Origin of the sequence: Myxococcus sp. NMCA1, from assembly GCF_026810205.1 — a bacterium.
GTDB lineage: Bacteria > Myxococcota > Myxococcia > Myxococcales > Myxococcaceae > Myxococcus > Myxococcus xanthus_A.
On sequence record NZ_CP113950.1, the window covers coordinates 964,362 to 988,242 of the forward strand.

General features: G+C 69.6%; 21 protein-coding genes. 8 read left to right on the top strand and 13 right to left on the bottom strand.

What is annotated here, in order from left to right:
• Positions 1–22 precede the first annotated feature (22 nt).
• Positions 23–2,206, top strand: a complete 2,184-nt coding sequence (locus OZ403_RS04240; RefSeq protein WP_268783530.1) for a caspase family protein — start codon at positions 23–25, stop codon at positions 2,204–2,206.
• 114 nt (positions 2,207–2,320) lie between these two features.
• Here the strand turns inward: OZ403_RS04240 and OZ403_RS04245 are convergent, their stop codons facing one another.
• Positions 2,321–3,094 carry an alpha/beta fold hydrolase gene (locus tag OZ403_RS04245; RefSeq protein ID WP_140787514.1) on the bottom strand — a complete coding sequence of 258 codons (774 nt, stop codon included), beginning with the start codon at positions 3,092–3,094 and terminating at the stop codon, positions 2,321–2,323.
• 50 nt (positions 3,095–3,144) lie between these two features.
• Here OZ403_RS04245 and OZ403_RS04250 point away from each other — a divergent pair, with 50 nt between their 5' ends.
• Positions 3,145–3,765: a nuclear transport factor 2 family protein gene (locus OZ403_RS04250; protein ID WP_140797239.1), complete on the top strand. Its 621-nt coding sequence runs from the start codon at positions 3,145–3,147 to the stop codon at positions 3,763–3,765.
• Between the two features lie 5 nt (positions 3,766–3,770).
• Here OZ403_RS04250 and OZ403_RS04255 read toward each other — a convergent pair whose 3' ends face one another.
• Positions 3,771–5,117, bottom strand: coding sequence for an erythromycin esterase family protein (locus OZ403_RS04255; RefSeq protein ID WP_140787518.1), 1,347 nt, complete (start codon positions 5,115–5,117; stop codon positions 3,771–3,773).
• A gap of 166 nt (positions 5,118–5,283) precedes the next feature.
• Here OZ403_RS04255 and OZ403_RS04260 point away from each other — a divergent pair, with 166 nt between their 5' ends.
• From OZ403_RS04260 to OZ403_RS04270, 3 genes are all read left to right on the top strand, one after another.
• Positions 5,284–6,516: an alcohol dehydrogenase catalytic domain-containing protein gene (locus tag OZ403_RS04260; protein WP_268783531.1), complete on the top strand. Its 1,233-nt coding sequence runs from the start codon at positions 5,284–5,286 to the stop codon at positions 6,514–6,516.
• Positions 6,513–6,893: a hypothetical protein gene (locus tag OZ403_RS04265; protein ID WP_140797240.1), complete on the top strand. Its 381-nt coding sequence runs from the start codon at positions 6,513–6,515 to the stop codon at positions 6,891–6,893. Before OZ403_RS04260 ends, OZ403_RS04265 begins: the two co-directional genes overlap by 4 nt.
• A gap of 442 nt (positions 6,894–7,335) precedes the next feature.
• A complete protein-coding gene (locus OZ403_RS04270; RefSeq protein WP_268783532.1) occupies positions 7,336–9,399 on the top strand; it encodes a M6 family metalloprotease domain-containing protein in 2,064 nt (687 codons plus the stop codon).
• A 53-nt stretch (positions 9,400–9,452) separates the two neighbouring features.
• On the opposite strand, the gene ureG is transcribed toward OZ403_RS04270, so the two are convergent.
• The 5 genes from ureG to OZ403_RS04295 are packed head-to-tail and all read right to left on the bottom strand — an operon-like array spanning position 9,453 to position 14,236.
• A complete protein-coding gene (ureG, locus tag OZ403_RS04275) occupies positions 9,453–10,187 on the bottom strand; it encodes an urease accessory protein UreG (RefSeq protein WP_140853058.1) in 735 nt (244 codons plus the stop codon).
• 16 nt (positions 10,188–10,203) lie between these two features.
• Positions 10,204–10,866 (bottom strand): urease accessory protein UreF, encoded by a 663-nt coding sequence (locus OZ403_RS04280; RefSeq protein ID WP_268783533.1) that lies wholly within the window; start codon positions 10,864–10,866, stop codon positions 10,204–10,206.
• A 16-nt stretch (positions 10,867–10,882) separates the two neighbouring features.
• Positions 10,883–12,598 (bottom strand): urease subunit alpha, encoded by a 1,716-nt coding sequence (ureC, locus tag OZ403_RS04285; RefSeq protein ID WP_140787530.1) that lies wholly within the window; start codon positions 12,596–12,598, stop codon positions 10,883–10,885.
• A complete protein-coding gene (gene ureA / locus OZ403_RS04290; protein ID WP_268783534.1) occupies positions 12,598–13,365 on the bottom strand; it encodes an urease subunit gamma in 768 nt (255 codons plus the stop codon). Before ureA ends, ureC begins: the two co-directional genes overlap by 1 nt.
• Positions 13,366–13,411: 46 nt before the next feature.
• Positions 13,412–14,236, bottom strand: a complete 825-nt coding sequence (locus tag OZ403_RS04295) for an urease accessory protein UreD (RefSeq protein ID WP_140796339.1) — start codon at positions 14,234–14,236, stop codon at positions 13,412–13,414.
• 177 nt (positions 14,237–14,413) lie between these two features.
• Here OZ403_RS04295 and OZ403_RS04300 point away from each other — a divergent pair, with 177 nt between their 5' ends.
• Positions 14,414–15,505, top strand: a complete 1,092-nt coding sequence (locus tag OZ403_RS04300) for a saccharopine dehydrogenase NADP-binding domain-containing protein (RefSeq protein ID WP_268783535.1) — start codon at positions 14,414–14,416, stop codon at positions 15,503–15,505.
• The gene (locus OZ403_RS04305; RefSeq protein WP_140853060.1) at positions 15,505–16,167 is read left to right on the top strand and encodes a TetR/AcrR family transcriptional regulator; all 663 of its coding nucleotides are present in this window, start codon (positions 15,505–15,507) and stop codon (positions 16,165–16,167) included. Before OZ403_RS04300 ends, OZ403_RS04305 begins: the two co-directional genes overlap by 1 nt.
• Here the strand turns inward: OZ403_RS04305 and OZ403_RS04310 are convergent.
• Positions 16,162–16,536, bottom strand: coding sequence for a PilZ domain-containing protein (locus OZ403_RS04310; RefSeq protein ID WP_237078042.1), 375 nt, complete (start codon positions 16,534–16,536; stop codon positions 16,162–16,164). The genes OZ403_RS04305 and OZ403_RS04310 overlap by 6 nt on opposite strands.
• 393 nt (positions 16,537–16,929) lie before the next feature.
• Between OZ403_RS04310 and OZ403_RS04315 the strand changes: the two genes are divergently transcribed.
• The gene (locus OZ403_RS04315) at positions 16,930–17,748 is read left to right on the top strand and encodes a hypothetical protein (RefSeq protein WP_140797247.1); all 819 of its coding nucleotides are present in this window, start codon (positions 16,930–16,932) and stop codon (positions 17,746–17,748) included.
• 66 nt (positions 17,749–17,814) lie between these two features.
• On the opposite strand, the gene OZ403_RS04320 is transcribed toward OZ403_RS04315, so the two are convergent.
• Genes OZ403_RS04320 through OZ403_RS04340 form a run of 5 tightly spaced genes read right to left on the bottom strand, consistent with a single transcriptional unit; the run spans position 17,815 to position 23,787 of the window.
• Complete coding sequence (locus OZ403_RS04320; protein ID WP_268783536.1) at positions 17,815–18,657, bottom strand: formyltransferase family protein; 843 nt, start codon at positions 18,655–18,657, stop codon at positions 17,815–17,817.
• A gap of 2 nt (positions 18,658–18,659) precedes the next feature.
• A complete protein-coding gene (locus OZ403_RS04325; protein WP_268783537.1) occupies positions 18,660–19,853 on the bottom strand; it encodes a GNAT family N-acetyltransferase in 1,194 nt (397 codons plus the stop codon).
• The gene (locus tag OZ403_RS04330) at positions 19,850–21,118 is read right to left on the bottom strand and encodes a GNAT family N-acetyltransferase (protein WP_268783538.1); all 1,269 of its coding nucleotides are present in this window, start codon (positions 21,116–21,118) and stop codon (positions 19,850–19,852) included. Before OZ403_RS04330 ends, OZ403_RS04325 begins: the two co-directional genes overlap by 4 nt.
• Before the next feature lie 43 nt (positions 21,119–21,161).
• On the bottom strand, positions 21,162–22,442 hold the full coding sequence (locus tag OZ403_RS04335) for a sterol desaturase family protein (protein ID WP_268783539.1): 1,281 nt from the start codon (positions 22,440–22,442) through the stop codon (positions 21,162–21,164).
• A gap of 40 nt (positions 22,443–22,482) precedes the next feature.
• Positions 22,483–23,787, bottom strand: coding sequence for an aminotransferase class I/II-fold pyridoxal phosphate-dependent enzyme (locus OZ403_RS04340; protein ID WP_268783540.1), 1,305 nt, complete (start codon positions 23,785–23,787; stop codon positions 22,483–22,485).
• Positions 23,788–23,881 lie beyond the last annotated feature (94 nt).

Sequence of the window (23,881 nt, forward strand, 5' to 3'; positions counted from 1 at the left end):
TGACGCGTGGGGTGGAACGCGGATGATGAGACGCACCACTGCTGGGGAATGGGGCCGCCGGTGCGGTCTGCTGGCCGCCGCCTGCCTGGGCGTGTGGGCCACGGTGTCCGCCGCGGCCACGCCGCCCCCGGCGGAAGAGCCCCCGGTGACGCTGCGCCGCTTCGCGCTGCTCGTGGGCTCCAGCGAGGGCGGTGAGGGACGCGAGCGGCTGCGCTACGCGGGCTCGGATGCGCTGGCCATGTCCCGCGTGCTGGGGGAGCTGGGCGGCGTGGCGGTGGCGGACCGCGTGCTGCTGCTGGAGGCGGACCGGAAGGGCCTGCTGGGCGCGCTGGAGCGGATGCGGGTGCTGGTGGAAGCCGCGGCCGCTGACGGCGTTCGCAGCGAGCTGGTGCTCTACTACTCGGGCCACTCGGACGCGGAGGGGTTGCTGCCGCGCGGTGAGCGGCTGACCTACGCGGCGCTGAAGCAGGGGCTGGGCGCGGTGCCCGTGGACGTGCGCATCGCGATTCTGGACTCGTGCGGCTCCGGCGCGGTGACGCGCTTCAAGGGTGGGGTGCACCGGCCGGGCTTCCTCATGGACGCGGCGTCGCAGGTGCGGGGCCACGCGTACCTCGCCTCCAGCTCCGCGGATGAAGTGGCGCAGGAGTCGGACGCCATTGGCGCGTCCTTCTTCACGCACTTCCTGGTGACGGGCCTGCGCGGCGCGGCGGACGCCAGCGGCGACGGCCGCGTCACCCTGCACGAGGCCTACCAGTTCGCCTTCCATGAAACGCTGGCGCGCACGGAGCGAACGCAGGGCGGTCCGCAGCACGCGGCCTATGACATCCAACTGGCGGGCAGCGGCGACCTGGTGCTGACGGACCTGCGCACCTCGCGCGTGCGGCTCACGGTGGCGGAGGACGTGCAGGGCCGCCTCTTCGTGCGCGACTGGGGCAACCAGCTGGTCGCGGAGCTGCAGAAGCCCGCGGGCCGGCGCCTGGCGCTGGGGCTGGAGGCGGGGCGCTATCAGGTCGTGCTGGAGCGGCCCTCGCAGCGGCTCGAGGCGGAGTTGACGGTGTCGCCGAAGGGAGGCTCGGAGCTGCGCGCCGAGCACTTCGTTCCCATGACACTCACCCGCACGGCGGCCCGAGGCGGGACGGACATGCGGGCCGAGGCCCTGTCCACCGGTGAGCCGGTGGTCCTCGGTGACATGCCCTCCGTGCCCTTCAACCTGTCACTGGTGCCGCCGCTGGCCACCACCGCGCTGTGGGGAGGCGGCGGGCGCAACCATCTGGCGCTGGGCGCGTTGGGCGTGCGCTCGATGCAGCTTCAGGGGTTGGGCGTGGCCGTCGGCGTGGGGTGGGTGGATGGGACGGTGGAGGGGTTCCAGGTGTCGGGCGTCGCGAACGTGGCGGGCGGGGAGATTTTCGGTCTCCAGACGGCGTTCGGCGGCAACCTCGCCTTCGGTGGCGGGACGGGCGGGCAGGTGTCCGCCGTCTTCAACATGGCCGAGCGGGACTTCACGGGCTTCCAGGTGAGCACCACGGCGAACCGCGCGGCGGCGCGCCTTCGTGGCGTGCAGGCGGCCGTGGGCATCAACCTGGCGGAGCGGCTCGCGGGCGCGCAGGTGGGCCTCATCAACATCTCCGGGGACGTCGCGGGCGCGCAGGTGGGCCTCATCAACGTGGCGGCCGAGGTGCGCGGCGTGCAGCTGGGGTTCATCAACATCGCGGATGACGTGTCGGTGCCCATCGGCTTCTTGAGCATCGTGCGCAAGGGGCGCTTCGTGCTGGAGCTCTCCGCCGACGACGTCATGCCCCTGTCGGTGGGCATCAAGTATGGGAGCCGGACAGTCTACGTGCTGGCCACCACGGGCGTGGGGATTGGCGAGGACTCGCTGCGGACCTTCCTCAACATGGGCCTGGGCGTGCACGTCCCGCTGGATGCCGCGGACCGCTACTCGCTGGACGTGGACCTGTCGTACGGCAGCTGGCAGCCGAACTTCTATGGCTCGGGGCCCAAGAACACGCTGTTCCGGATGCGCGCCACGCTGGGGTGGGAACTCAAGCGGCGCTTCGCGCTCTTCGGCGGCGTGTCCCTCAACGCGTATGACCCTTCGTCTCAGGACGAGGACCGCAACGTGAGCTGGCTGCCGCAGTGGAAGTTGGGGCGCGGCCCCGGCGGCGTCCGGATGTGGCCCGGCCTGCTGCTGGGCGTTCGCATCTGACTCGAATTCCCAGCCGCGAGGCCTGCGACATCGGCGGCCCGCCCATCCTGGATGTCGGCGCCAGCTACGCCATCGACACGCGCGGCTGGCGCATCCTCCAGGTTCAGCAGTAGCTCAGCGCAGCCACGCCAACACCGCTTGCGGCGCGTCCACGTGGACGAAGTGCCCGGCCTCCGGCAGCGTCTCCACCGGGCAGCCCGCGGCCACCAGGCGCTCCGCGTCCGCGTCACTCACGTACTTCGAGCGGCCACCCCGAAGGCAACGCGTCGGTGGGCCCTCCTTGCGCTCCACCGCCGCCCACAGGTCCGTGTCATTCACGCGCGAGTGCAGGTCCGCCAGCCCCTGCCGGTCGAAGCGCCAGCGCACGCCGCGCTCCTCGGTCACCAGGTTCATCAGCAGCCAGTCCGCCAGCGGCTCCGACAAGCCGCGGCCCGTGAGCTCCGCGCGCATCGTCCGGCGATTCTCCGCCTGGGACGGGGCCTGGAGCAGGATGCCCAGCACCTTGCCACTCTCCGACAAGTCTCCCGGGACGGGCCCCGGGGCGATGTCCAGCAGCGACACACTCCGGACGGCCTCCGGCACATTGAGGCTCGCCGCGAGCGTCACCCTCCCTCCCAGCGAATGCCCCACCCAGTCGAACGGACCCTGGAACCCCTGCGCACGCGCCGTGTCCACCACGTCCCGGGCCATGCTGTAGAGGTCCGAGTTCGCCGGCAGGGCAGGGGACGTCCCATGCCCGGTGAGGTCCGGCAGGAGGATGCGCCGGCTCGGGTCCGCCGCGCTCCACGCCGTCGCCAGCGAGCGCAGATTGCGCCCCGTGCCCAGGAAGCCGTGCAGCATCACCGTGGGCACATCGCCCTCACCCACCAGGAAACTCTCGAGGACCATGCGCTTCGTGCCTTTCTCTCCACCCCGTTCGCCTTGACGCGGGGCGGGCCGTGCCGCTTCATACCTTGAACGCCCCGCCTGACGAGGTCTTCCGCGTGCCTACCGTTTCCTTGCTGCTCTTCGTGCTCGCCTCCGCTCCCGCGAACACGGCCCCCGTGGACCCGAAGGCCGCTGTCACCGCCGTGCTGGATGACTGGCACCAGGCCGCCGCCGCCGCGGACGAGGCGCGCTACTTCGGCCACTTCACCGACGACGCGGTGTACCTGGGCACCGACGCGACCGAGCGTTGGACCCGTGACGAATTCCACGCCTGGGCGAAGCCGTACTTCTCCAAGGGCAAGGCCTGGAACTTCAAGGCGACGTCACGCCACATCTTCTTCTCGAAGGATGGCGCGGTGGCCTGGTTCGACGAGGCGTTGGACACGCCCAACCTGGGCCCCAGCCGCGGCAGCGGCGTGCTGGTGAAGGACGCCGACACCTGGAAGATTGCCCAGTACAACCTCTCCATCCCCATCCCCAACGACGTGCTGCCGGAGGTGAAGCGGCGCATCGAGCGGCACCTGGTGCGGAGCCAGAAGCCGCCGAAGTCGACCACCGGCAGGCCGCCGGCGAAGGTGCCCGCGCCGCAGACGCCCCCCATCAAGGAGAGGGCGCCCGCTCAGGCGAACTAACCTCCTCACAACCCGAAGGGATACGTGTCAGGCGCGTCCTCCTCCCCGTGCCCGGCATCCGAATCCAACGGGCGCAATGCCCGCGTCTCGTCGTAGTGCAGCACCGCGTCGAACTGCGCGGGCAGGTTCGCGTGGAAGTAGTGGCTCCACCGCTCGGTGCGCGGCGCGTACACCACGCCGATGGCACGCTCCAGGCGGCGCTCGTGCAGGCCGCCCGCCGCTTCGCCCAGCTCGGCCATGCGCAGCAGGAACGCGGGCATGCCCACGTCGTGGAACAGGCGCTCGTAGCTGCCGGACATGGCGGGCTGGATGCGGCGTCGCAGGCCGGGCTCGTCCCATTCGTGCGCGGCGATGACCACACCCGTATACGTGGTGAAGCCCACGTTGTACGTGGCCGCGCCGTGCCGCTCGCGCAGGAGCTGGCCCACGTTGAGCTCCCCCTGGTCACCCATCTGCGTGGCGCGGGCATCACCCAGGTGGGAGTTGTGCGCCCAGATGACCAACCGGGCCGGTGGACCGCTGCGTGACAGGTGCGCCGCGAGCGCGTCCACCGTGTCCGCCATGTGCGTGTCACGCAGGTTCCAGCCTTCGTGCCGGCCCGCATACACGGCGCGGTAGTACGCCTCCGCGTTGGCGACGAGCCGGGCGTTCTGCTCGGCGTGGAAGCGGGCGTCCGCGTCCTCGGGCCCTCGAGTCCTCCGCCGCTGCAACTCCACGAACTGGGCCCAGACCTGCTCCTCGCACGAGTCCGCCTGCCCCGACGTGGTGGACTGGCCATAGACGTGGGGCTCGGGGCCGAAATGGTCGAAGCAGGCGTAGCGCTCGCGGGCCCGCTGCGCGGCGTCCGGGTCCACCGTGTCCAACCAGGCCACCACCTCCCGCATGGAGTCGTGAAGGCTGTACAGGTCCATGCCGTAGAAGCCCGCACGCTGCTCCGGCGGCACCGTGGCGTTGTGGGCACGCATCCAGGTGACCAGCTCCTCCATCTCCCGGTTGCGCCACATCCACCGTGGGAATCGCTGGAAGTTGCCCAGGGCGCCAGCGGCCGTCGTGTCCTGCCCGTTACCCCGCACGAACGTGTCGACGCGCAGGGCGGTCGGCCAGTCGGCCTCCACCACCAGCGCGCGGAAACCCTGCTCGGCGATGAGGCGGCGGGTGAGGGTGGCGCGTGCCTGGTAGAACTCGTGTGTCCCGTGTGTGGCTTCGCCCAGCAGGACGAACCGCGCATCACCGATGCTCTCGATGAGCGGGTCCAGGTCCGAAGCGCGGCCCGACACGGGGAGCGCGGCGGCTCGGATGCCCTCCAGCAGGGCGGCCGACACCTCCGGGGCGTCCTCCTCCATTGAACCCATGCCTCACAAGGTGGGGCGGACCCGGCGGAGTGACCATCGTGCCTTTCCCTCAGCCCGGACGGCGGACGGGAAGGCACCCCCTCCATTGCATTCACGGGGCCTCGTGCCAGCGCCCCATCGGGTCCCCAGCCTTAGCCAGGCATCGCAGTCCAGGAGGAGCCCGCTCATGCCCAGCAATCACGGCGTCGTCTATCTCGGTCCCGGCAAGGTGGAGGTGCAGTCCATCGATTACCCCAAGCTGGCCAACCCGAAGGGGAAGCCCATCGAGCACGGCGTCATCCTCAAGGTGGTCACCACCAACATCTGCGGCTCGGACCAGCACATGGTGCGCGGAAGGACGACTGCGCCGAAGGGGCTGGTGCTCGGGCACGAAATCACCGGCGAAATCGTGGAGAAGGGAAAGGACGTCGAGTTCCTGAACGTGGGCGACCTGGTCACCGTGCCCTTCAACGTCGCCTGTGGCCGCTGCCGCACGTGCCGGGAGCAGCAGACGGGCGTGTGCCTCAACGTCAACGAGGGCCGCGCGGGGGGCGCCTATGGCTACGTGGACATGGGCGGCTGGGTCGGCGGCCAGGCCGAATACGTCATGGTGCCCTACGCGGACTTCAACCTCATCCGCTTCCCCGACAAGGCGCAGGCGATGGAGAAGATTCTCGACCTGACCATGCTGTCGGACATCCTGCCCACGGGCTTCCACGGCGCCGTCAGCGCGGGCGTGGGCGTGGGCTCCACCGTGTACATCGCGGGGGCCGGGCCCGTGGGGCTCGCGGCGGCTGCGTCCGCGCACATCCTGGGTGCGGCGGTGGTGATGGTGGGGGACATGAACAAGGAGCGGCTGGCCCATGCGAAGTCCGTGGGCTTCGAGCCCATTGACCTCACGAAGAGCGACAAGTTGGAGGAGCTGATCGCCGCCGTCGTCGGCGTCCCCGAGGTCGATGCCTCCGTGGACGCGGTGGGCTTCGAGGCGCGTGGCCATGGCGCGCAGCATTCGACGGAGGCGCCGGCCACGGTGCTCAACTCGTTGATGGCGGTGACGCGGGCCGCGGGCGCCATCGGCATCCCCGGGCTGTATGTGACGGAACGGCAACCTGCGCATGCGCTTCGGTCTGGGCTGGGCCAAGTCGCTCCGCTTCGCCACGGGGCAGACGCCGGTGCTGCGCTACAACCGCCAGCTGATGCAGGCCATCCTCCATGGCCGCCTGCCCATCGCGAAGGTCGTCAACGCCACCGTCATCTCGCTCGACGGCGCGCCGCGCGGCTATCACGAGTTCGACACGGGCGTGGCGCGCAAGTTCGTCATCGATCCGAACGGGATGCTGAAGAAGGCGGCCTGACACGGGACGTCTGGCGCGGAGCCTCCCGCCGCCACCGCGTTGGCGGTAGGCTCCCGCCTGCATGACTGGCCATGACGACGTCACGGGGTGGATTGCCTGGGCGGGCGGATTCGTCGCCGCCATGTCGCTCGTCATCGTCGTCGTGCGACTGGCGCGCCGGAAGCGCAGGAGCATCTGGACGCACGGGCAGCGCGCACGGGCCCGGCTGGTGAAAGCGGAGGCCGGCGTCCTGGACCGCAACCGCCAGCGCACCACCGTGATGACGTTCCAGGTCGACGGCGTGGACGGCGGAGCGCCCTGGATGCTGGTGCAGCAGCGGACCCTGAGCCCCGAGCACGGCCACCTGCTCGCGCCAGGAACGGAGCTGGAGGTGATCTACCTCCCAGAGGCTCAATACTCGGCCGTCGTCATTCCGAGGTTCGACGGTGAGGATTGGGAGTAATCCGCCCCCAGGCTCCCTGTTCGTGCCGAGAACGACTCGGCCCGCCGTCCTGCTGGTGACGCGGCGCGACAGTAGACCAACGCGCTCCGGAACCCCTACCCGGCGTTGGACGGGCTCGACCTCACAATGGCGATGGCTCGGGCGCCGGTGTCTCTGGACGGCTCGCCGTCGCATCAGGCCTGGGCGGAGGCCGCCAGCGCCCGCACGGGCGGGCAGATGGTCCTGCCAGGGCGTTGAGCGCAGCAACTCGGCTTCGAATCCACGAGCGCGCAGCAGCCGCTCCGTGAGCGACCAGATCTCGCTCGCGAGCGAACCGCGCCGTGTCTCCAATCGTTCCGCGTGAATTCCTCATGGCTTCGTCGGAGATGCGTTGCGCGAGTGAATCGCTCCGGGCACAAGGCGCGCGGCGACCCGTTCCGGGCCGCCGTTCTCCGGAGGGGAAATGTCCCGCACGTGGAGCATGGTATCGGCCGTGTGGTTCGCGGCCTGTAGCGCGCAGGTTTCCGACGTGGATGAAGCGCAGGACGGGTCGCCACCACACGAAACGGTGAGCCGTCAGGAGTCATGGGAAGGGGAACTGGAGGTCGTGGTGGTGGACCCGCCCGCGCCCACCGCGTCGTGGGAAGAGTACTTCGTGACGCAGGGGAACCAGCGCCGCCAGGTGCGCTTCGAACACGGCGCGCCGCCGGGACTGCGCAGCGGGCTCCAGGTGAAGGTGCGTGGGAGCGAGCAGGGCGGCCAGTTCATCGCCCAGGGCGTGGACGTGGACACCCATGCCGCGTCCTCGCTGAGCACGGCGAGCGCGTGTGGCGTCAGCGGCGTGCAGCGCAGCCTGGTCATCATGACGGAGTTCCCCGGCATGGCCCGGCCCGCCATTACCCCGCAGGCGGTCCACGACGTGTTCTTCTCCGCGACGCGCCGTTCGCTGGCGGATTACTGGAGCGAGGTGTCAGAGGGCCGCACCACCACCACGGGCGATGTGGTGAGCTGGTACACGCTGGACCGCGCCTATTCGTGCAGTGAAGGCGCGGCCATGCGTGAGGCCGCGGTGCGGGCGGCGGACGCGGACGTGGACTTCACGCAGTACGACCGCATCTTCATTGTCCACCCACGGCCGCAGGCGGGCTGTTCCTACGCCGGTCAGGCCACGGTGTCCTGTGGGCTGGTGCAGACGGCGGACGGCACCGTGACGGCCTCCACTTCGTGGCTCGTGGCGGAGTCCATGATGGTCCACGACAGTGCCGTGGAGTTGGTGACGCACGAGGCGGGGCACAACCTCACGTTGGGCCATGCGAGCTCGCGCGACTTCGGCGCGGAGGCCCTGGGCCTGCCGGGGGCGACGGGGGTCATCGACGAGTACGGGGATGTCTTCTCGACGATGGGACGGTGGAACCTGGGCCACTACGCGGCGCCGCAGAAGGCACGCATCGGCTGGCTGGATGCGTCCGCCGTGGCCGAAGTGGACGGCGTGGACGGCACCTTCACCCTCGCGCCCGTGGTGGCGTCGGGCGGGCTGAAGGCGCTCAAGGTGCGGCGGCGGCCTGGGAGCAATGACTGGCTGTGGTTGGAGTACCGCCAGCCCGTGGGGGGCTATGAGGCGACGCTGGCGGCGCAGGTGTTCGGCGGAGCGCTCGTGCACTACGCGGATGCGGCGACGCAGAGCGGCTCGCACCTGCTCGACTTCACGCCGCAGACGGCGTCGTGGACCGACCCGGCCCTGCTTCCGGGCACGACGTGGGACGACCCCTACAGCACCCTCTCTGTGACCGTGAACGCGGCGACGTCCGCGGGACTCGTCGTGAGCATCGCGCACCGTCAATCCGCGTGCGTCCGCGCACCCCACGAGGTGCAGGTGACGTCCTTCGCCCCCTCGGCCTGGCCTGGAGGCCGGCCGGAGTTCGAGGCCATTCTCGTCAACCATGACTCTCCTACGTGTTCGCCGTCCACCTTCCAGCTCTCCACCCTCCTCCCGCAGGGGTGGGGCTCCGACCGTCTGCCCACGCAAGTCACTGTCGCCGCGTCCGCCTCGTTGTCACTGGGCCTCCAGGCGTACACGCCCTACAGCGCGGCGCCCGGCACGTACGCCGTGGGCCTGTCGGCCACGCGCGACGGCCATACGGTGCAGGGCACGGCGGACATCGACATCGTCGAGCGTTGTGTCCCCGCGCCGCCCACGGTGAGCCTGTCCCCGCAGACGGTGACGGCGGCGCCGGGCACGGACGTCACCTGGACGGTGAACGTCACCAACAACGACGCCGGTGGCTGTGATTGGGTCTGGTACGACTTCTATTCCAGCCTGCCCTCGGGCTGGGACACCGCCTTCTCCGACTGGGGTGTGAACCTGCCCCCGGGCGGTGCATTCACCTTCACGATGACCAAGTCCATTCCGGCGAGCGCGCGCGGCGCCCACTCGGTGGACCTGGACATCTACAAGGACGAGTACGGCCTCGTGTGGAACGGCACGGCCACCGTGAATGTGGCCGAGCCGCTGACGCGCGCACGGTGACGTCTCAGGTCCGCTCGCGGCGGCTCATCACCGTCGCGAGCGGACGTGTGACTTCAGGATGCCCGGGCGCCAGTGCGCTGCCGCCACGCGCCGAGGATGTGCTCGGCCACTGCGTCCACGCCCACGTCCTTGGTGACCTGAGTGAAGACGAAGGGGCCTTCGCCGCGCATCTTCCGGGAGTCACGGTCCATGACCCCCAGGTCCGCGCCGACATACGGCGCCAGGTCCGTCTTGTTGATGACCAGCAGGTCGGACTGGGTGATGCCAGGGCCGCCCTTGCGCGGCACCTTGTCCCCGCCGGCCACGTCGATGACGTAGACGGTGTAGTCCGCCAGCTCGCGGCTGTACTGCGCCGCCAGGTTGTCTCCGCCGCTCTCGACGATGAGCAGCTCCGGCGACAGCGCCTCCATCAATTGTTCCAGCGCCAGCAGGTTGTGGCTGATGTCCTCGCGGATGGCCGCGTGAGGGCAGCCGCCCGTCTCCACCGCCTTGATGCGCTCCGGGGATAGCGCCTGGTTGCGGACGAGGAACTCCGCGTCCTCCTGGGTGAAGATGTCGTTGGTGACGACACCCAGGCGGTGGCGTTCGCGCAGCTTGCGGCACAGCGCCAGCACCAGCGCCGTCTTCCCGCTGCCCACCGGTCCGCCAATGCCAATCGTGAAGGCGCGTGCCTTGTAATCGCGCCGCTGAGGCTCCTCGCGCTCGTGGTAGTGGCCCGGGTGGTCCCACTCCTCGTGCTCGTGGTCATGGTCGTCGTCGTGTCCGTGGCCGCGGTGGTCGTCGTGCATGTGCGCTTCACCTCACTCAGGACTGGAACAGCCTGGAATAGAGCCGGTCGTGCGTGGCGCCGAACAGGTCGAGCAGCGGAGACGGCTGTGCCAGCGCCTCCACCCCCAGCCCCGCGCACCGCGCCAGCACTTCGTCCAGCAGAGGCGTGGCCTGATGCTGGAGTTGGTGGGATTCGTGCGTGCCCGCGATGCCCAGCCGCACCGCCGCGGACAGCGCGCCCCTCAAGGTGAGGGACAGGAAGAGCTGCTGCGTGTCCTCCAGCGACACGTCCAGCGCGTGCAGCACCGCGCCGAACACGGGCGCATGGTGGAAGCGCAGCCCGGCGGCGCGGGCCGCCTCGCGCACCGGCGTCACCGGCCGGGGAAAGATGCGCGCACAGGTGTCCAGGAAGGCCCGGCCCTGCGTGCGGCTGGCGCGGTTGGCCACGTGGCTGGAGAGGAACGCCTCCGCGCGGGCGTCCAACACGGGCAGCGACGTGGGCTCACGGTGCGCGGCGCTCAAGAGCGGCAGCGCGCCATGGCCCGTCTGCCACAGCAAGTCCCGCACGAAGCGCCGCAGCTCCGCAGGGCCTCGCACCTCGCCCAGTTGCACCGCGGCCTCCAGCCCGCCGGAGTGCGCGAAGCCTCCTGTGGGAAAACCGGAGTCCGCCAACTGGAGCACTCGCCACGTCGAGCCCATGCCTCTCGCGCTCCTCTCAGAACAGCGAGTAGAGCTGGGCCAGGGGCAGGCGCTTCGCGGGCTCACAGCGAAGCAGTTCGCCATCCGCGCGGACCTCGTAGGTCTCCGGGTCCACGGTGAGGGTGGGCATCGTGTCGTTGAGCTTCATGTCCTTCTTGCCCAGGTTGCGGCAGCCACTCACGGCGACAATCCGTTTGGTGAGCCCCAGGTCCTTCACCGTGCCCTCGGCGAAGGCGCGGCCGGAGATGAAGGCCACGCTGGTGGCGCCTGGCGCGCGGCCTCGAGCGCCGAACATCGGCCGCATCATGTAGGGCTGCGGCGTGGGGATGGAGGCGTTGGCGTCCCCCATCTGCGCCCAGGCGATGAAGCCGCCCTTCACCACCAGCTCCGGTTTGATGCCGAAGAAGGCCGGGTTCCACAGCACCAGGTCCGCCAACTTGCCCACCTCCACCGTGCCCACCTCGTGGGACATGCCGTGGGCGATGGCGGGGTTGATGGTGTACTTCGCCACGTAGCGGCGGATGCGGAGGTTGTCGTTGTCGCCGCGCTCCTCTGGCAACCGGCCGCGTTGCTCGCGCATCTTGTGCGCTGTCTGCCACGTCCGGCAGATGACCTCGCCCACGCGGCCCATGGCCTGGCTGTCGGAGGCCATGATGCTGATGGCGCCCATGTCGTGGAGGATGTCCTCCGCGGCGATGGTCTCTCCCCGGATGCGGCTCTCCGCGAAGGCCACGTCCTCGGGAATCTCCGGGTCCAGGTGGTGACACACCATGAGCATGTCCAGATGCTCATCCAGCGTGTTCACTGTGTACGGGCGCGTGGGGTTCGTCGAGCTGGGCAGCACGTTGGGCTCGCCGCACACGCGGATGATGTCCGGAGCGTGCCCGCCGCCCGCGCCCTCGGAGTGGTACGTGTGGATGGTGCGGCCCTTGAATGCGGCCAGCGAGTCATCCACGTAGCCGGACTCATTCAGCGTGTCCGTGTGGATGGTGACCTGGATGTCCTCGCCCTCGGCCAGGGTGAGGCAGGTGTCGATGGCGGCCGGCGTGGTGCCCCAGTCCTCGTGCAGCTTCAGGCCGATGGCGCCCGCGCGAATCTGCTCCACCAGTCCCTGTGGCAGGGACGTGTTGCCCTTGCCGGTGAGGCCGATGTTCAGCGGAATCGTGTCCGTGGCCTCCAGCATCCGCTGGAGGTTCCACGCGCCCGGCGTGCAGGTGGTGCCCTTGGTGCCCGTGGCCGGCCCGGTGCCGCCGCCCACCCAGGTGGTGACGCCGCTGGCCAGCGCTTCGTCCGCCTGCTGGGGGCAGATGAAATGGATGTGCGTGTCCAGCGCGCCCGCGGTGACGATGAGGCCTTCGCCCGCAATGGCTTCCGTGGTGACGCCCACCACCATGCCCGGTGTCACGCCCGCCATGACGTCCGGGTTGCCCGCCTTGCCGATGCCGGCGATGCGGCCGCCCTTGATGCCGATGTCCGCCTTGTAGATGCCCGTCCAGTCGAGGATGAGCGCATTGGTGATGACGCAGTCGAGCGCGTCCGCGTCCCCCACGCCGGCCTGCTGGCCCATGCCCTCGCGCAGCACCTTGCCGCCGCCGAACTTGCACTCGTCGCCGTACACGGTGGCGTCACGCTCCACCTCCGCCCAGAGCCCCGTGTCGCCCAGCCGCACCCGGTCTCCCGTGGTGGGGCCGAACATGTCCGCGTAGTGGCGGCGGTCCATCTTCCGGCTCATCAGCGCTCCTCCTCATGACCGAAGCCCTGCGTGCGCACCGCTTCCATCGCGCGCTCGCGGCCCTCCGGTGTCACCTTGCCGCTGCCCAGCGCGTTGCCGCCGCGCACCACCGCGTCACCAGCGATGGCGACCAGTTGGACCGTCTTGCGCTCACCCGGCTCGAAGCGCACCGCGGTTCCCGCGGGAATGTTCAGCCGGCGGCCGTAGGCCCGGGCTCGGTCGAACACCAGCGCGCGGTTCGTTTCGAAGAAGGGGTAGTGGCTGCCCACCTGGATGGGCCGGTCGCCCCGGTGGGTGACGCTGACGGTGACGGTGTCTCGCCCGTCGTTGAGGATGACGTCTCCCGGCTGCACGCGCACTTCACCGGGACGTCCTTCCTCCATTCGCGCCGCCGCGCTGAAGCGCTCCAGCGGAGGAACAGGGAGGAAGCTGCCGTACAGGGCGAGCTCCAGGTTGCCGTGCTCGGCCACCACGGGGTGGTGCACCGTCACCAGCTTGGAGCCGTCCGGGAAGGTGCCCTCCACCTGCACCTCCGCCAGCATCTCCGGCACGCCGTCCATCACCTGCGCGCGTCCCAGGAGCTGACGCCCCAGGTCCATCAGCTCGGCCACGCCGCGGCCGTCGCGGATGAACTCCAGGAGCTGCGTGGCGATGAGCGCCACCGCTTCCGGGTAGTTCAGCCGCACCCCGCGCGCGAGGCGCTTCTGGGCGAGGAAGCCGGCCTGATGCAGCAGCAGCTTGTCGACATCGCGAGGGGAGAGGTGCACCCCACCAGCCTAGTGAGCCGCGTCAATGGCTTCCAAGGAGGCCCCGTCAGACGCGGCGAGCCCAGGGGTCATCGCCCAACAGCGCAGGGAGGAAGGACAGCCACGCGTGTGTGGTGTTCAACAGTGCCTCCACGGAGACGGCCGCGGCCCGGAGGAGCAGGCCGTCCTCGCCCAGGGGGCTAACTACGGGCACGAGCTCCGCGCGCGACGTCACCGGCAGCGCGGCGAGCTGGGCGGAGAGGGGCCCACGGGCCTCCGCGAGCTTGGGGCCCACCAGCAGCACGGTGGCCAGTGCGTTGAAGCGGCCCAGGCGCTCGGGCAGCGTGCCGTGCCGTGGGTCCAAGAGCCAGCGCTCGTCCACGAGCGCACGGCCGCCCACGGAGACGCGCAGGGTGGAGTCGTAGTGGGCGAATGCCCACCGTTCACCACTGGCGCTGCGGCCGGAGGTGATGACGTCCGCGAGCACCAGCGAGGCGCCGGGCGCGAGCCGCACGTCCAGCGTCTGCGCATACCGGGCACCGGCGAAGCACGCGGTGGGGTCCGGGACGAAGGCCAGCAGCGCGCCTTCCTCCACGCGGGCGACCATGTCGTTCCGGCACCCCCGGGGCGAGCGGTAGACGCGGTTGGCACCCTGGCTGGCCAGCAGCGCCGTGGCACCCGCGGCCACGTCCACCTCCAGGGAGACCTGGTCGCCGTCCACCAGGCCGCCTCCGAAGGAACTGGTGTAGGCCCAGGCCGCGTGGCCGTGGTTCCGGGGCGTGAGCAGCCGCAGGGGGCTGTGCGCCAGCGCGGTGCGCACGATGGTGCGTGGACCGGCGCGTTCGAAGGCGAGCCGCGCGCGCCCGGCCCTCTGGGGTTCAGCCACCGCCATCTGCTCGGACGCCCTCACGGGGACAAGCCTGCGGCAGACAGGGCCGGAGCACAACGCCAGGGACGTGGACACCCCCGGCCGCGCGGCCAGGACGATTGTCGTGAAAATATAGGTCGAGTGACCTAATAAAGACTTCGAGCAGCGTGGATGGCCCACGCCGGGCGGGTGGAGCGCGCAATGGTGGCTGAGGACAGTGTCGTTCTGGTGGGGGGCTACGGCGTGGTGGGGACGTGGCTCGCGCAGTTGCTGCGGGAGCGGCATCCGGACTTGCCGCTCATCATCGCGGGCCGTCGCCGCGAGCCCGCGGAGGCGTTGGCCCGTCGGTTGGGGAACGCGGAAGCCGCGGTGCTGGACGTGACGGCGCCCGACCCGCTGGCGTCCCTGTCCGGACGGCCCAGGGCCGTGGTGTCGCTGGTCAATGACCCGAACGATGCGGTGCTGCGCTCGGCGGTCCGGGAAGGCGTGGCGGTGCTCGACATCACCCGCTGGACGTCGCGTGTGAAGTCGGCGGTGCTGCGGCTGTCGGGGACGCCCCCACGGGCACCCGTCCTGCTCAGCTCCGCGTGGATGGCGGGACTGGTGCCCAGGCTCGTCGCGGGCGCGTCGGAGCGGGTAGGGGGCGTCGAGCGCGTCGACGTGGGCATCCGCTTCGCCCTGGCGGACCAGGCGGGTCCGGACTCGGTGGAGTACATGGACCGGCTGGGGATGGCCTTCGACATCACGGAGGGAGGGAAGGAGCGGCAGGTGTTGCCGCTGACGGACGGCCGCAGGGTGATGTTCCCGGATGGGCGGCCCACGCGTGTCTTCCGGCTCGACACGCCCGAGCAGGCCACGCTGCCGCTGGTGCTGGGCGCGCGCACGGTGTCGACGCGGCTGGGGTTCGATTCGGGCACCGTCACCTGGATGCTCGCGGCGCTCCAGCAGGTGGGGCTGCTCCGGCTGCTCCAGCATCCCCGCCTGACGTCCGTGCGGCGCGCGCTGATGGCCAGCAGCGGCACGGGCGGTGAGGCGGCGTGGGTAGCGGACGTGGAGGGCCCTCGCGGAGCGATGCGCATCGAGGTGGTGGACCCGAAGGGACAGGCCCACCTCACGGCGGTGGGCGCGCTGCTGGGGACGGAGCGGTTGCTGGGATGGGATGGCGCGCCGCCTCCCGCCCCGGGCGTGTGGTTCCCAGAGCACGACGCGCGTCCGGAGCAGGCCCTGGCGGCCCTGCGCGGGTGCGGCGTCCAGGTCCGGTTCGAGGAACAACCGCGCCAGGAGGCGGCCTGATGCCACGCGCCACGCGGGGAAAGCTGCCGTCGTCGAAGCCTCGTGAGGGGACCGCCGTCCACGCCAAGGGGACCGAGCGCGTGGCGTCCATCCTCGATGCGGCCACCGACACACTGGTGGAGGAGGGCCATTCGGGGCTCACGCTGCGCCGGGTGGCTCAGCGGGCGGGGCTCCGCGTGGGCAACCTCCAGTACTACTTCCCCGCGAAGCAGGACGTGGTGCGGGCGCTGCTCGCGCGCTACCTGGAAGCCGCCAGCCAACGGGTGCGTGCGCGGGTGGAGGAAGGCGGCCGTGCGCCGGTGGAGCGGCTTCGTCGCGCGGTGGAGGCCCTGCTGGAGGACCAGGAGTCACCGCGCCATTGCCAGCTCTTCGCGGAGCTGTGGGCGCTCGCCGCACGGGATGAGATGGTCGCGGACGCGCTCGCCGTCTTCTACGCGGGCTTCCGGGCGGGCGTCGTGGAGCTGCTGCGTGAACTGGCTCCCGAACTCAGTCCGTCTCGCTTGGAGCGCCGCGCGGCCCTGGTGGTCGCCTTCCTGGAGGGGCTGTCACTCTTCAGGGGGGGCGGTGCGCTCCGGAGGGCCTCGGCGCCAGGGTTGGAGCAGGAGCTGCGCGCCGTGCTGGAGGAAGCCCTGAAGGGCGTCCCCGCCGCCGGGCGGCTATGAGCCGGCCGGGCCACCCTCGTCATCCGCGACGAGCACCGACTTGAGCTTGTCCATGGCCAGCGGCGGTACGTCCGTGAAGGCCAGGCCGACTTCAAAGCGCGCCACCGCGTCCTTGGGGAGCTTGCGCGTCCAGGCCACACGCGCTTTGCACTCCAACGAAGTGCCGTCGCGCAGGAACAGGTCCAGCTCCAGCTCGGAGTCCTGGGTGTACTGCTCGTCGGAGTAGATGCGGATGCCCCCCAGGCTGGCGTCCAGCACCTGCTGCTTGTCCACGCGCCTCAGTCGCGCGGGCCGGGCATAGAGCGGCGCCTCGAGCCGAGGAAAGCGACGACGATCCGTGGGGGATTCATTCACGCTGGCGCTGTTCATGTTCCAGCCTTCTCCGGGGGGAAGTCCGGCCGGGCTCCCGGGCGACTGCGACGAAGCATAGGGGATATGGCGGGTTGGTACGAAATCCCGGAACCCAGCCAGCCCGCAGCGCACACACCCGACAGGTGTCTCGTTGGACCCGTGCCCCGGGCCTCATGAAGCCCGCATGAAAGGCGCTCCTTGGCTGCCTGGGGTGTAACAGGGCTCGCCACAGGAGCCGGGTTTCTGTGACGCCGCGCGCTACGTCACGTGCTCGCGAGCGGGGTGGCCGGTGAGCCCGCACCGAGCGACGGCGCCGTCCGCCACGCGCTGGCGCGCTGGGTGCAAACGCGGCTTCCGGGTCTTCACCGGAGACCCGGCAGTCGTCATCCCCCAACGAGAGGTTTTTCATCCATGAGCATCAAGCTGACGGGCCGCCTGATGGCGGCAGCACTCCTGAGTCTGACGGCCGCGGGTTGCCAGGGCGAGGAGTCGAAGCCTGCCGAGGCTGACGCGCTTTCGGCCCAGGAAGCGCCCGTGAAGCAGCAGTGCGTTGAGACCTTCGCCGGCATCACGAACTGCGCCACGGGCAACGCGAAGCTCGCGCGCACGGAGAAGGGCCTCAACGTCACCGGCCTGGAGAAGGCCGCCAACGACGGCGTCTCCAGCAACTTCGCCGCCGCGACGCAGTGGGAGCAGAAGGCCGTCTTCCAGGACCTCGCCAAGGCCGGACAGGGCTTTGCCCTGGCGGCGCGTGATGGCGACCAGGTGGTCAGCACCATCCAGGTCGGCATTGGCCGTGAGCCGGGCCAGGTGACGTTCCAGCCGCAGTTCACCGGCACGCCGGGCGGTTCGGCCTACAGCGTGTACGTGTACAACGACGGTCAGTTCCAGGGCCGGTACATCAACCGCGGCCTCTGGTTCCCGATGGACGCGTCCTGGTACGACATCCACATCCGCTTCACGCCCATCCACATCGGCTTCCGCAACCACATGACCTTCGGATTCAATGACCCCATCCCCACGGGCGCCTGCGTGTGGGCCTTCCGCAGCGCGACGCCGGGAGCCTTCACGTTCAACTTCGACGGCCGCGAGGTCAGCGGCGACCACGTCGAGTTCGTCGAGGAGCTGGGCGATGGCCACTACCCGTACACCAGCTTCTCGGCCATCGACCTGACGGCCGCCGCGAGCGCGCTGACCATCCACAGCGAGTCCATCATCCGCGGCAAGTAGTCCGCGGTCCGAAGCATCCATGCCGGGCGGGAGCCTCTCCCGTCCGGCGTGTCGTTTCTGGAAGGGCTACGCCGCCAGCACGTCCTCGAAGGCGAGGATGCGGCGGAAGTCCGAAGCCCGCCAGAAGGTGTTTCCCTGGGCATGGAAGCGGCGCAGCTCCTCCCGTGCCGGCCAGGAGCGGTAGGGATAGCGCGCCCGGCTCACGTCGATGGGGCGCGCGTCCGGCGTCTCTCCGCGCTCCAACGTCTCCATGTGCCGCTTGAGCAGGGCGATGCCCGCGACGGTCGCCTTCGCCGTCAGCGCCAGGTGGGAATCGGTGGCCGTGCGGGTGAGCGCGCTCTGGGCCAGTACGTCGCCCGCGTCGATGCGCGCGGTGGTGCGGTGGAGTGTCGTGCCAATCTCAGACACGCCGTTCAGCATGGCCTGGAAGACGGAGTCCACGCCGCGGAACTCCGGCAGCAGCGATGGATGGATGTTCAAACAGCCATGGCGCGGCAGACTGAGCAGCGGCTCCCGGATGATTTGATCGCACATGCTGGTGAGGAACAACTCCGCCCCGTGCCTCTCGAGCTCGCTCACCGTGGCCGCTCCGGAGAAGTCATCACTGATGACCAGCGGAATGCCATACGCCTGGGAGAGCGCCTGGAAGCTCATCAACCCCGAGGCGGGAATGCTGAAGGGCAGCGAGCCACTCAGCCCGGCGAGCACATTGTAGCCGGTGAAGCGCGGGCCGAACTGCTTCAGGAAGACAGGCAGCACCTGGGCCGGGGTGTAGCGCTTCTTCTGGAAGCGCAGGCCCCCCGCGGACAGGAGGATGCACGCGGGCGTCAGCCCTGCTCGCCGCACCAGGGTGTTGGCGAAGTACAGGGACATGACGGAGGGAATGCAGCCGTAGGCGAAGCGGAGCATGGTCAGGCGGCCTGGTCAGTGGGGGGCTGCGAGTCGTTGTCGAACGTGGAGACGCGGAACTTCCGCCGCTCCTGCGGCTGCTTCTCGCTCAGCAGCGCCGGCAGCAGGGGATTGAGCAGGGGCCGCAGCCACGCGGACTGGATGCGGGCGGCCATCGTCATGCCCTCCAGCTCCGCGCCCACCGTCTGCTTCACGAAGTAGCTGGTGAGGCCCAGGTCCACCACGCGGCACCCCGTGCGCGCCGCGTGCTCGATTTCCTTCCACATCATCAGGTAGTAGGCCGGCGTGCCTTCCGTCCGGGCGTAGTCCATGCCGATGCAGAAGGGGTTGTTGATGCCGCCCCCGGTGCCCGTGAGGATGAAGGCAATCAGGTGCCCGGCCGAGTCCCGCAGCGTGAGGAAGCTGCTGGTGGTGGGCATCCGCTCCGCGATGGTCTCGAAGAAGGCCCGAGGGAATGGGTTGCGCTTGAACTCCGAGGCGCCCTCGTGGACCTGGAGGTAGAGCGGGTAGCACTCGTCCAAGAGGGGGCGGAAGTCCTGCACCCGCTCCACCTGGAAGCCCAGCGCCTCCGCGTCCTTCAGCTTCTTGCGCAGGTTCTGCCGCGACTTCTTCTTCAGCCGCTGGAAGTGGGCCTCGCTGCTCAGCCCGTCCAGCGTCACCGTGGCCATGGGGTGGTTGGCCACCTGCTTGAAGCCCCGCTGGAGGAACCACGACTCCAGGCGCACGTCCTCGGGCAGGGCCTCCATGAAGTCGCGCACCAGCAGCAGCGCGGCGTTGCCACACACCTCGTCGCAGGCGGCGAGCAGCGCCCGCGCGAAGTCATGCTCGGACACACGCTGCGCGTCGTACCACCAGTGTCGCTCCGCCGTTTCGAAGGTGCCCACCATGCCCAGGCCCAGCGACAGGAAGCCGGGCAGCACCTTGCGCACGCCCTTGGTCAGCGTGCCCACCTGCTCCGGCAGCAGCAGGCTCAAGTCCAGCCGCTCCTCGGTGATGACCGCCAGTCCGACGACGTCCGCGCCTTGCGACACGATGAGGTAGCCGAACTTCCGCTCCGGGAACGAGTCCTCCAGGCAGGAGAGGAACGCGGCGCTCTTGAAGGGGTGGCCCCCCGCCACCTTGTCGTCCCACAGCGCCTGGGGCACGTCCTGGATGCGAGGGACGACCTTCGTGGTGATGCCCGCCTTCGCCGTCATTCGTCGCCCTCCCCGTCCAGCCGCTCGAAGTGGATGCCATGGCGGGCCAGGCCGTCGTCGTTCTCCTTCATGTCCCGGAACACGCGCTGCGAGCGGGGCAGGGGCGTGGGCGGGAAGAGCTCCGCGCCGAAGCGCTTCAGCAACTGGTCCAGCACCGGGTGGGTGTGGTGCACGGCCAGGTACAGCCGGTCCACCACCGCGCCAATGCTGGCCTTCACCGCGTAGCTCGTCTGTCCCAGCTGCACCACCGACTTGCCCTGGGACTCCAGCACCTCGACGATTTTGTAGATGCTGTTGAAGTACAGCGCGCCCTCGTCGCGGAGGCTGTAGTCCAGGCCCAGGTAGATGGGGTGGACCCACTCCGCGTCCTTGAGGAACAGCTCGAAGGACACCAGCTGCTCGCCCTTGAAGCACAGGAGCGCGAAGACGCGGTCGCCCAGGCGCTGGGGCAACTGGGCGAAGAAGTCCACGCTGAGCGTCTCGAAGCGAATCTTCGAGCGGTTGAGGACCTGCAGGTACAGCGGGTGCATCTGCGCGGCGTACCGTGAGAAGTCGGAGACAGTCTCCCAGCGCATGCCCGCCTCCTGGACGCGGGCCATGCGGTTGTTCATCAGGGAGCGGTACTTCTTGCGCAGCCGGTCCTTGAAGGTGCTCTTCCCCGGCTCGCCCAGGTACAGGTAGGTGGTGGCCGCGCTCTCCACGAAGTGGAAGCGCGGGGACAGCACGTCCTTCACCTCGGGCAGCTTCTGGGAGGTGAACTCCTTCATGAAGACCAGGCCCAGCTTCAGGTGCCGGGCGCGGGCAATCACCTCGCGGGAGATGGCGCGCAGCACGTCGTCACGCCGCGCCTTCGGCAGGTCCGTGCGCACGCCCAGCAGGTCCTTGCAGATGGCGATGGGCGTGCCGATGACGAACGCGTTCAGGAAGAGAAAGTCCGGGAACGCGCGGCGGACCTGGGACACCACCTTGTTGACGTTCTCCGGGGCGATGACCGTCAGCGACATCCGGAAGCGGAAGCAGGGGACGATGCCCACCACCGCGCCCTCGTTCCGGAGGACCAGGTAGTGGAACTGCACGTCCTCGATGCTGGCGGCCTCGGTGGCCTGGTGCAGCTCGAAGGACTGCATCACGTCGGTGGGCGGGAAGCAGGTGTGCCAGTCCTCCCGGCTGATGTCGTTGATGGAGCCGACCCAACGCACATCGAGGGGGCGCGGGAAGGTGTGGAAGGCGGGAGCGCTTCCGGTGACGGGTGCGGACGCGGTCATGTCTTTCGGGTGGGTTGGGGACTCGAAGCAGGGGGCGGGGCTTTCAGGCGGCCAGGGCGCCGGAGCCTCGCGTGGAGGTGTCAGCGCCTTCGTGGAACGCGGCGCGGAAGCGCAGCAGCCACGCGGCGCTGAGGACAGGGTGGAGCAGGATGGGGAGAGCGCTGACCAGCGGCACGCCCTCCATCAGCGCCAGGGCGGGACCCAGCAGCGCGATACCCGCCAGCCGCGCGAACTCCTGCCGCCACGCGAAGGCGCGCGAGTCCATCAGCGCGCCCAGGCTCCAGGTACCGAAGAGGACCAGCCCCAGCGTCACGGCGCGGGCCACGGGGCTGAGCGTGTCCAGGTACCACGCCAGCAAGAGGATGCTGGCCGCCAGGCTGAAGAACTGCGTCACGCAGTAGGCGGTGACGGGCAGGGGCAGGCGCGGGTCGTACTTCTTGAAGGTGGCGGACGGGCCGTCATCCGGGTGGCCGGTGAAGCGCTCCTTGCGCAGCGACGGCGGGTTCCAGTCCGGCCCCTTGATGAAGCACAGCACCTTGTCGCTCAGCCGCGCGCAGGCGGCGGACTTCTGGAACAGCTCCACGAAGTAGTGGAAGTGCGCGGTGAAGGGGTTCCACGAGCGCAGGCTGCTGCGCAGGCCGTAGACGGGAGGCTGGTCCTTCAGCTCCGGCTGGTAGGTGCGGAACAGCAGGTCCCAGACGACGAGGATGTTGCCGTAGTTCTTGTCGATGTACGGCGTGTTGCGGCTGTGGTGGACGCGGTGCTGGGACGGCGTGACGAGCACGTACTCCAGCCAGCCCAGCGGCGGCACGTAGGTGTTGTGGATGGCGTACTGGAAGATGAGCTGGATGCCGGTGATGCCCAGGAACACCTCGGGCGCGATGCCCAGCAGCGCCATGGGCACGAAGAAGGGCCACGTGGTCAGCTCACCCAGCGCGCTCTGCCGCACCGCGAGACCGAAGTTCATGTCCTCGCCGGAGTGGTGGGCGACGTGGACGCCCCACATCCACGCCATGGTGTGGTGCATCCGGTGCGCCCAGTAATAGAAGAAGTCGTAGGCGAAGAAGGCCACCAGCCACGTCCACGCGGAGTCCTTCGCCAGGCTGAAGAGGGCGTGGTGCTTGTAGACGTAGCCGTAGAAGACGAAGGTGGCGCCCGCGATGACCACGCTGCCCAGGACGGTGAGCAGGCTCATCGTCACGTTGGTGAGCAGGTCGTTGAGCCGGTAGGCCGGCTTTCGCCGCAAGAGCCCCACCACCAGCTCGATGAGGATGGGAGCGAGGAACACGGGCAGGCCGTAGAGGAGCTGTTCCTTGAGGTCCATGGCGGGTCTTCCAGTGGCGTGGGTGGCGAAGGGTGCCGGCTCAGGTGCCGGTCTGCTGGAGCGGCGGCGCGTCCTGGAGGTTGAGTTTGCGGCTGCAGTGGTCCAGCGCGTCCAGGAAGCGGTCCAGGTCCGCCTGGGTGAGGTTGGCGCTGACGTTGATGCGCAGGCGTGTGCGGTTCTTGCTCACGGCGGGGTAGCCCACCGGGTTGACGTAGATGCCCTCCAGGTGGAGCAGCCGCGTCAGCTCGAACGTCTTCTCGTAGGCGGGCATCAGGATGGGGATGATGGGGGACTCGCTGTTCATGCAGTCCAGGCCCATGGCGCGGATGCCGGCGCGCAGGTAGTTCTCGTTGTGGTGCAGCCGCTCCTGCAGCTCGGGCTGTTCCTGGAGGATGCGGATGCCCTCCAGCAGGCCCGCGGCGATGGGCGGCGGCAGCGAGGCGGAGAAGATGTAGCCGTTGGAGCCGAAGCGCAGCAGGTCGATGGTGGCCTTGGACCCGGCGGCGAATCCGCCGATGCCTGGCAGGCCCTTGCTGAGGCTGCCGGTGAGCACGTCCACCTGCGACTGGAGCCCGAAGCAGGCCGGGGTGCCGCGGCCGTTGGGTCCCATGGCGGCGGTGGCGTGCGCGTCATCCACGAGGACGAAGGCGTTGTAGCTCTCCGCCAGCGCCACGATGCCCGGCAGGTCCGCCACGTCGCCGTCCATGCTGAAGACGCCGTCGGTGATGATGAACTTGCGCTGCTCGCGCGGAAGCTTCTTCAGCGTGGCCTCGATGCTGCGCAGGCTCTTGTGACGGTAGGTGCGGATGTCCGTGCCGGACAGCTTCAGCCCGTCGATGATGGACTGGTGGTTGAGCATGTCCGACAGCACCACGTCGCCCTCACCACACAGCGCGGACAGCACGGACAGGTTCGCCGCGTAGCCGCTGCTGTAGGTGATGCAGTCCTCGAAGCCCAGGAACTCCGCCAGCGCGTGCTCCAGCTCCAGGTGCAGCTCACACGTCCCGTTGAGCAGACGCACGCCGCTGACCGTCGTCCCGTAGCGGCGCAGCGCCGCCTCCGCCGCGGCCACCACGCGCGGGTGTCCGTTCAGCCCGGAGTAGTTGTAGGAGCCGAAGTGGAGGACGTCCCGAGGCCCCTCCGCGTCCAGCCGCACATCCCGGCGGGTCGGGCTGAAGCTGACGCGCGCCTCCCGGCCTGGCATCCCGTGAAACACCCGCCCAATGACGTCACAGTGATGGTTGTCCACGTAGTAATGGACTGCCTTCTGGACTTCCTGGAGCCGGGCGGAGCCCACGGCGAGATCACGGTTCTTCTCGGGAAAGGCATTGCGGGTTGGGTCCATGACGGTGGCTTCCTGGTGCGCGCTCTGCGGGCACTTCCGTCCACCGGGCAGACGCGTCCCACCCACCGCGCCACTCAAGCCGCGGATACGAGCG

Excerpts from the sequence above, each read along its gene's own strand:
- OZ403_RS04240 (WP_268783530.1), top strand. The coding sequence starts at position 23 with ATGATGAGACGCACCACTGCTGGGGAATGGGGCCGCCGGTGCGGTCTG.
- OZ403_RS04245 (WP_140787514.1), bottom strand. The coding sequence starts at position 3,094 with ATGGTCCTCGAGAGTTTCCTGGTGGGTGAGGGCGATGTGCCCACGGTG.
- OZ403_RS04255 (WP_140787518.1), bottom strand. The coding sequence starts at position 5,117 with ATGGGTTCAATGGAGGAGGACGCCCCGGAGGTGTCGGCCGCCCTGCTG.
- OZ403_RS04260 (WP_268783531.1), top strand. The coding sequence starts at position 5,284 with ATGCCCAGCAATCACGGCGTCGTCTATCTCGGTCCCGGCAAGGTGGAG.
- OZ403_RS04265 (WP_140797240.1), top strand. The coding sequence starts at position 6,513 with ATGACTGGCCATGACGACGTCACGGGGTGGATTGCCTGGGCGGGCGGA.
- OZ403_RS04270 (WP_268783532.1), top strand. The coding sequence starts at position 7,336 with ATGTCCCGCACGTGGAGCATGGTATCGGCCGTGTGGTTCGCGGCCTGT.
- ureG (WP_140853058.1), bottom strand. The coding sequence starts at position 10,187 with ATGCACGACGACCACCGCGGCCACGGACACGACGACGACCATGACCAC.
- OZ403_RS04280 (WP_268783533.1), bottom strand. The coding sequence starts at position 10,866 with ATGGGCTCGACGTGGCGAGTGCTCCAGTTGGCGGACTCCGGTTTTCCC.
- ureC (WP_140787530.1), bottom strand. The coding sequence starts at position 12,598 with ATGAGCCGGAAGATGGACCGCCGCCACTACGCGGACATGTTCGGCCCC.
- OZ403_RS04295 (WP_140796339.1), bottom strand. The coding sequence starts at position 14,236 with ATGGCGGTGGCTGAACCCCAGAGGGCCGGGCGCGCGCGGCTCGCCTTC.
- OZ403_RS04300 (WP_268783535.1), top strand. The coding sequence starts at position 14,414 with ATGGTGGCTGAGGACAGTGTCGTTCTGGTGGGGGGCTACGGCGTGGTG.
- OZ403_RS04305 (WP_140853060.1), top strand. The coding sequence starts at position 15,505 with ATGCCACGCGCCACGCGGGGAAAGCTGCCGTCGTCGAAGCCTCGTGAG.
- OZ403_RS04310 (WP_237078042.1), bottom strand. The coding sequence starts at position 16,536 with ATGAACAGCGCCAGCGTGAATGAATCCCCCACGGATCGTCGTCGCTTT.
- OZ403_RS04315 (WP_140797247.1), top strand. The coding sequence starts at position 16,930 with ATGAGCATCAAGCTGACGGGCCGCCTGATGGCGGCAGCACTCCTGAGT.
- OZ403_RS04320 (WP_268783536.1), bottom strand. The coding sequence starts at position 18,657 with ATGCTCCGCTTCGCCTACGGCTGCATTCCCTCCGTCATGTCCCTGTAC.
- OZ403_RS04325 (WP_268783537.1), bottom strand. The coding sequence starts at position 19,853 with ATGACGGCGAAGGCGGGCATCACCACGAAGGTCGTCCCTCGCATCCAG.
- OZ403_RS04330 (WP_268783538.1), bottom strand. The coding sequence starts at position 21,118 with ATGACCGCGTCCGCACCCGTCACCGGAAGCGCTCCCGCCTTCCACACC.
- OZ403_RS04335 (WP_268783539.1), bottom strand. The coding sequence starts at position 22,442 with ATGGACCTCAAGGAACAGCTCCTCTACGGCCTGCCCGTGTTCCTCGCT.
- OZ403_RS04340 (WP_268783540.1), bottom strand. The coding sequence starts at position 23,787 with ATGGACCCAACCCGCAATGCCTTTCCCGAGAAGAACCGTGATCTCGCC.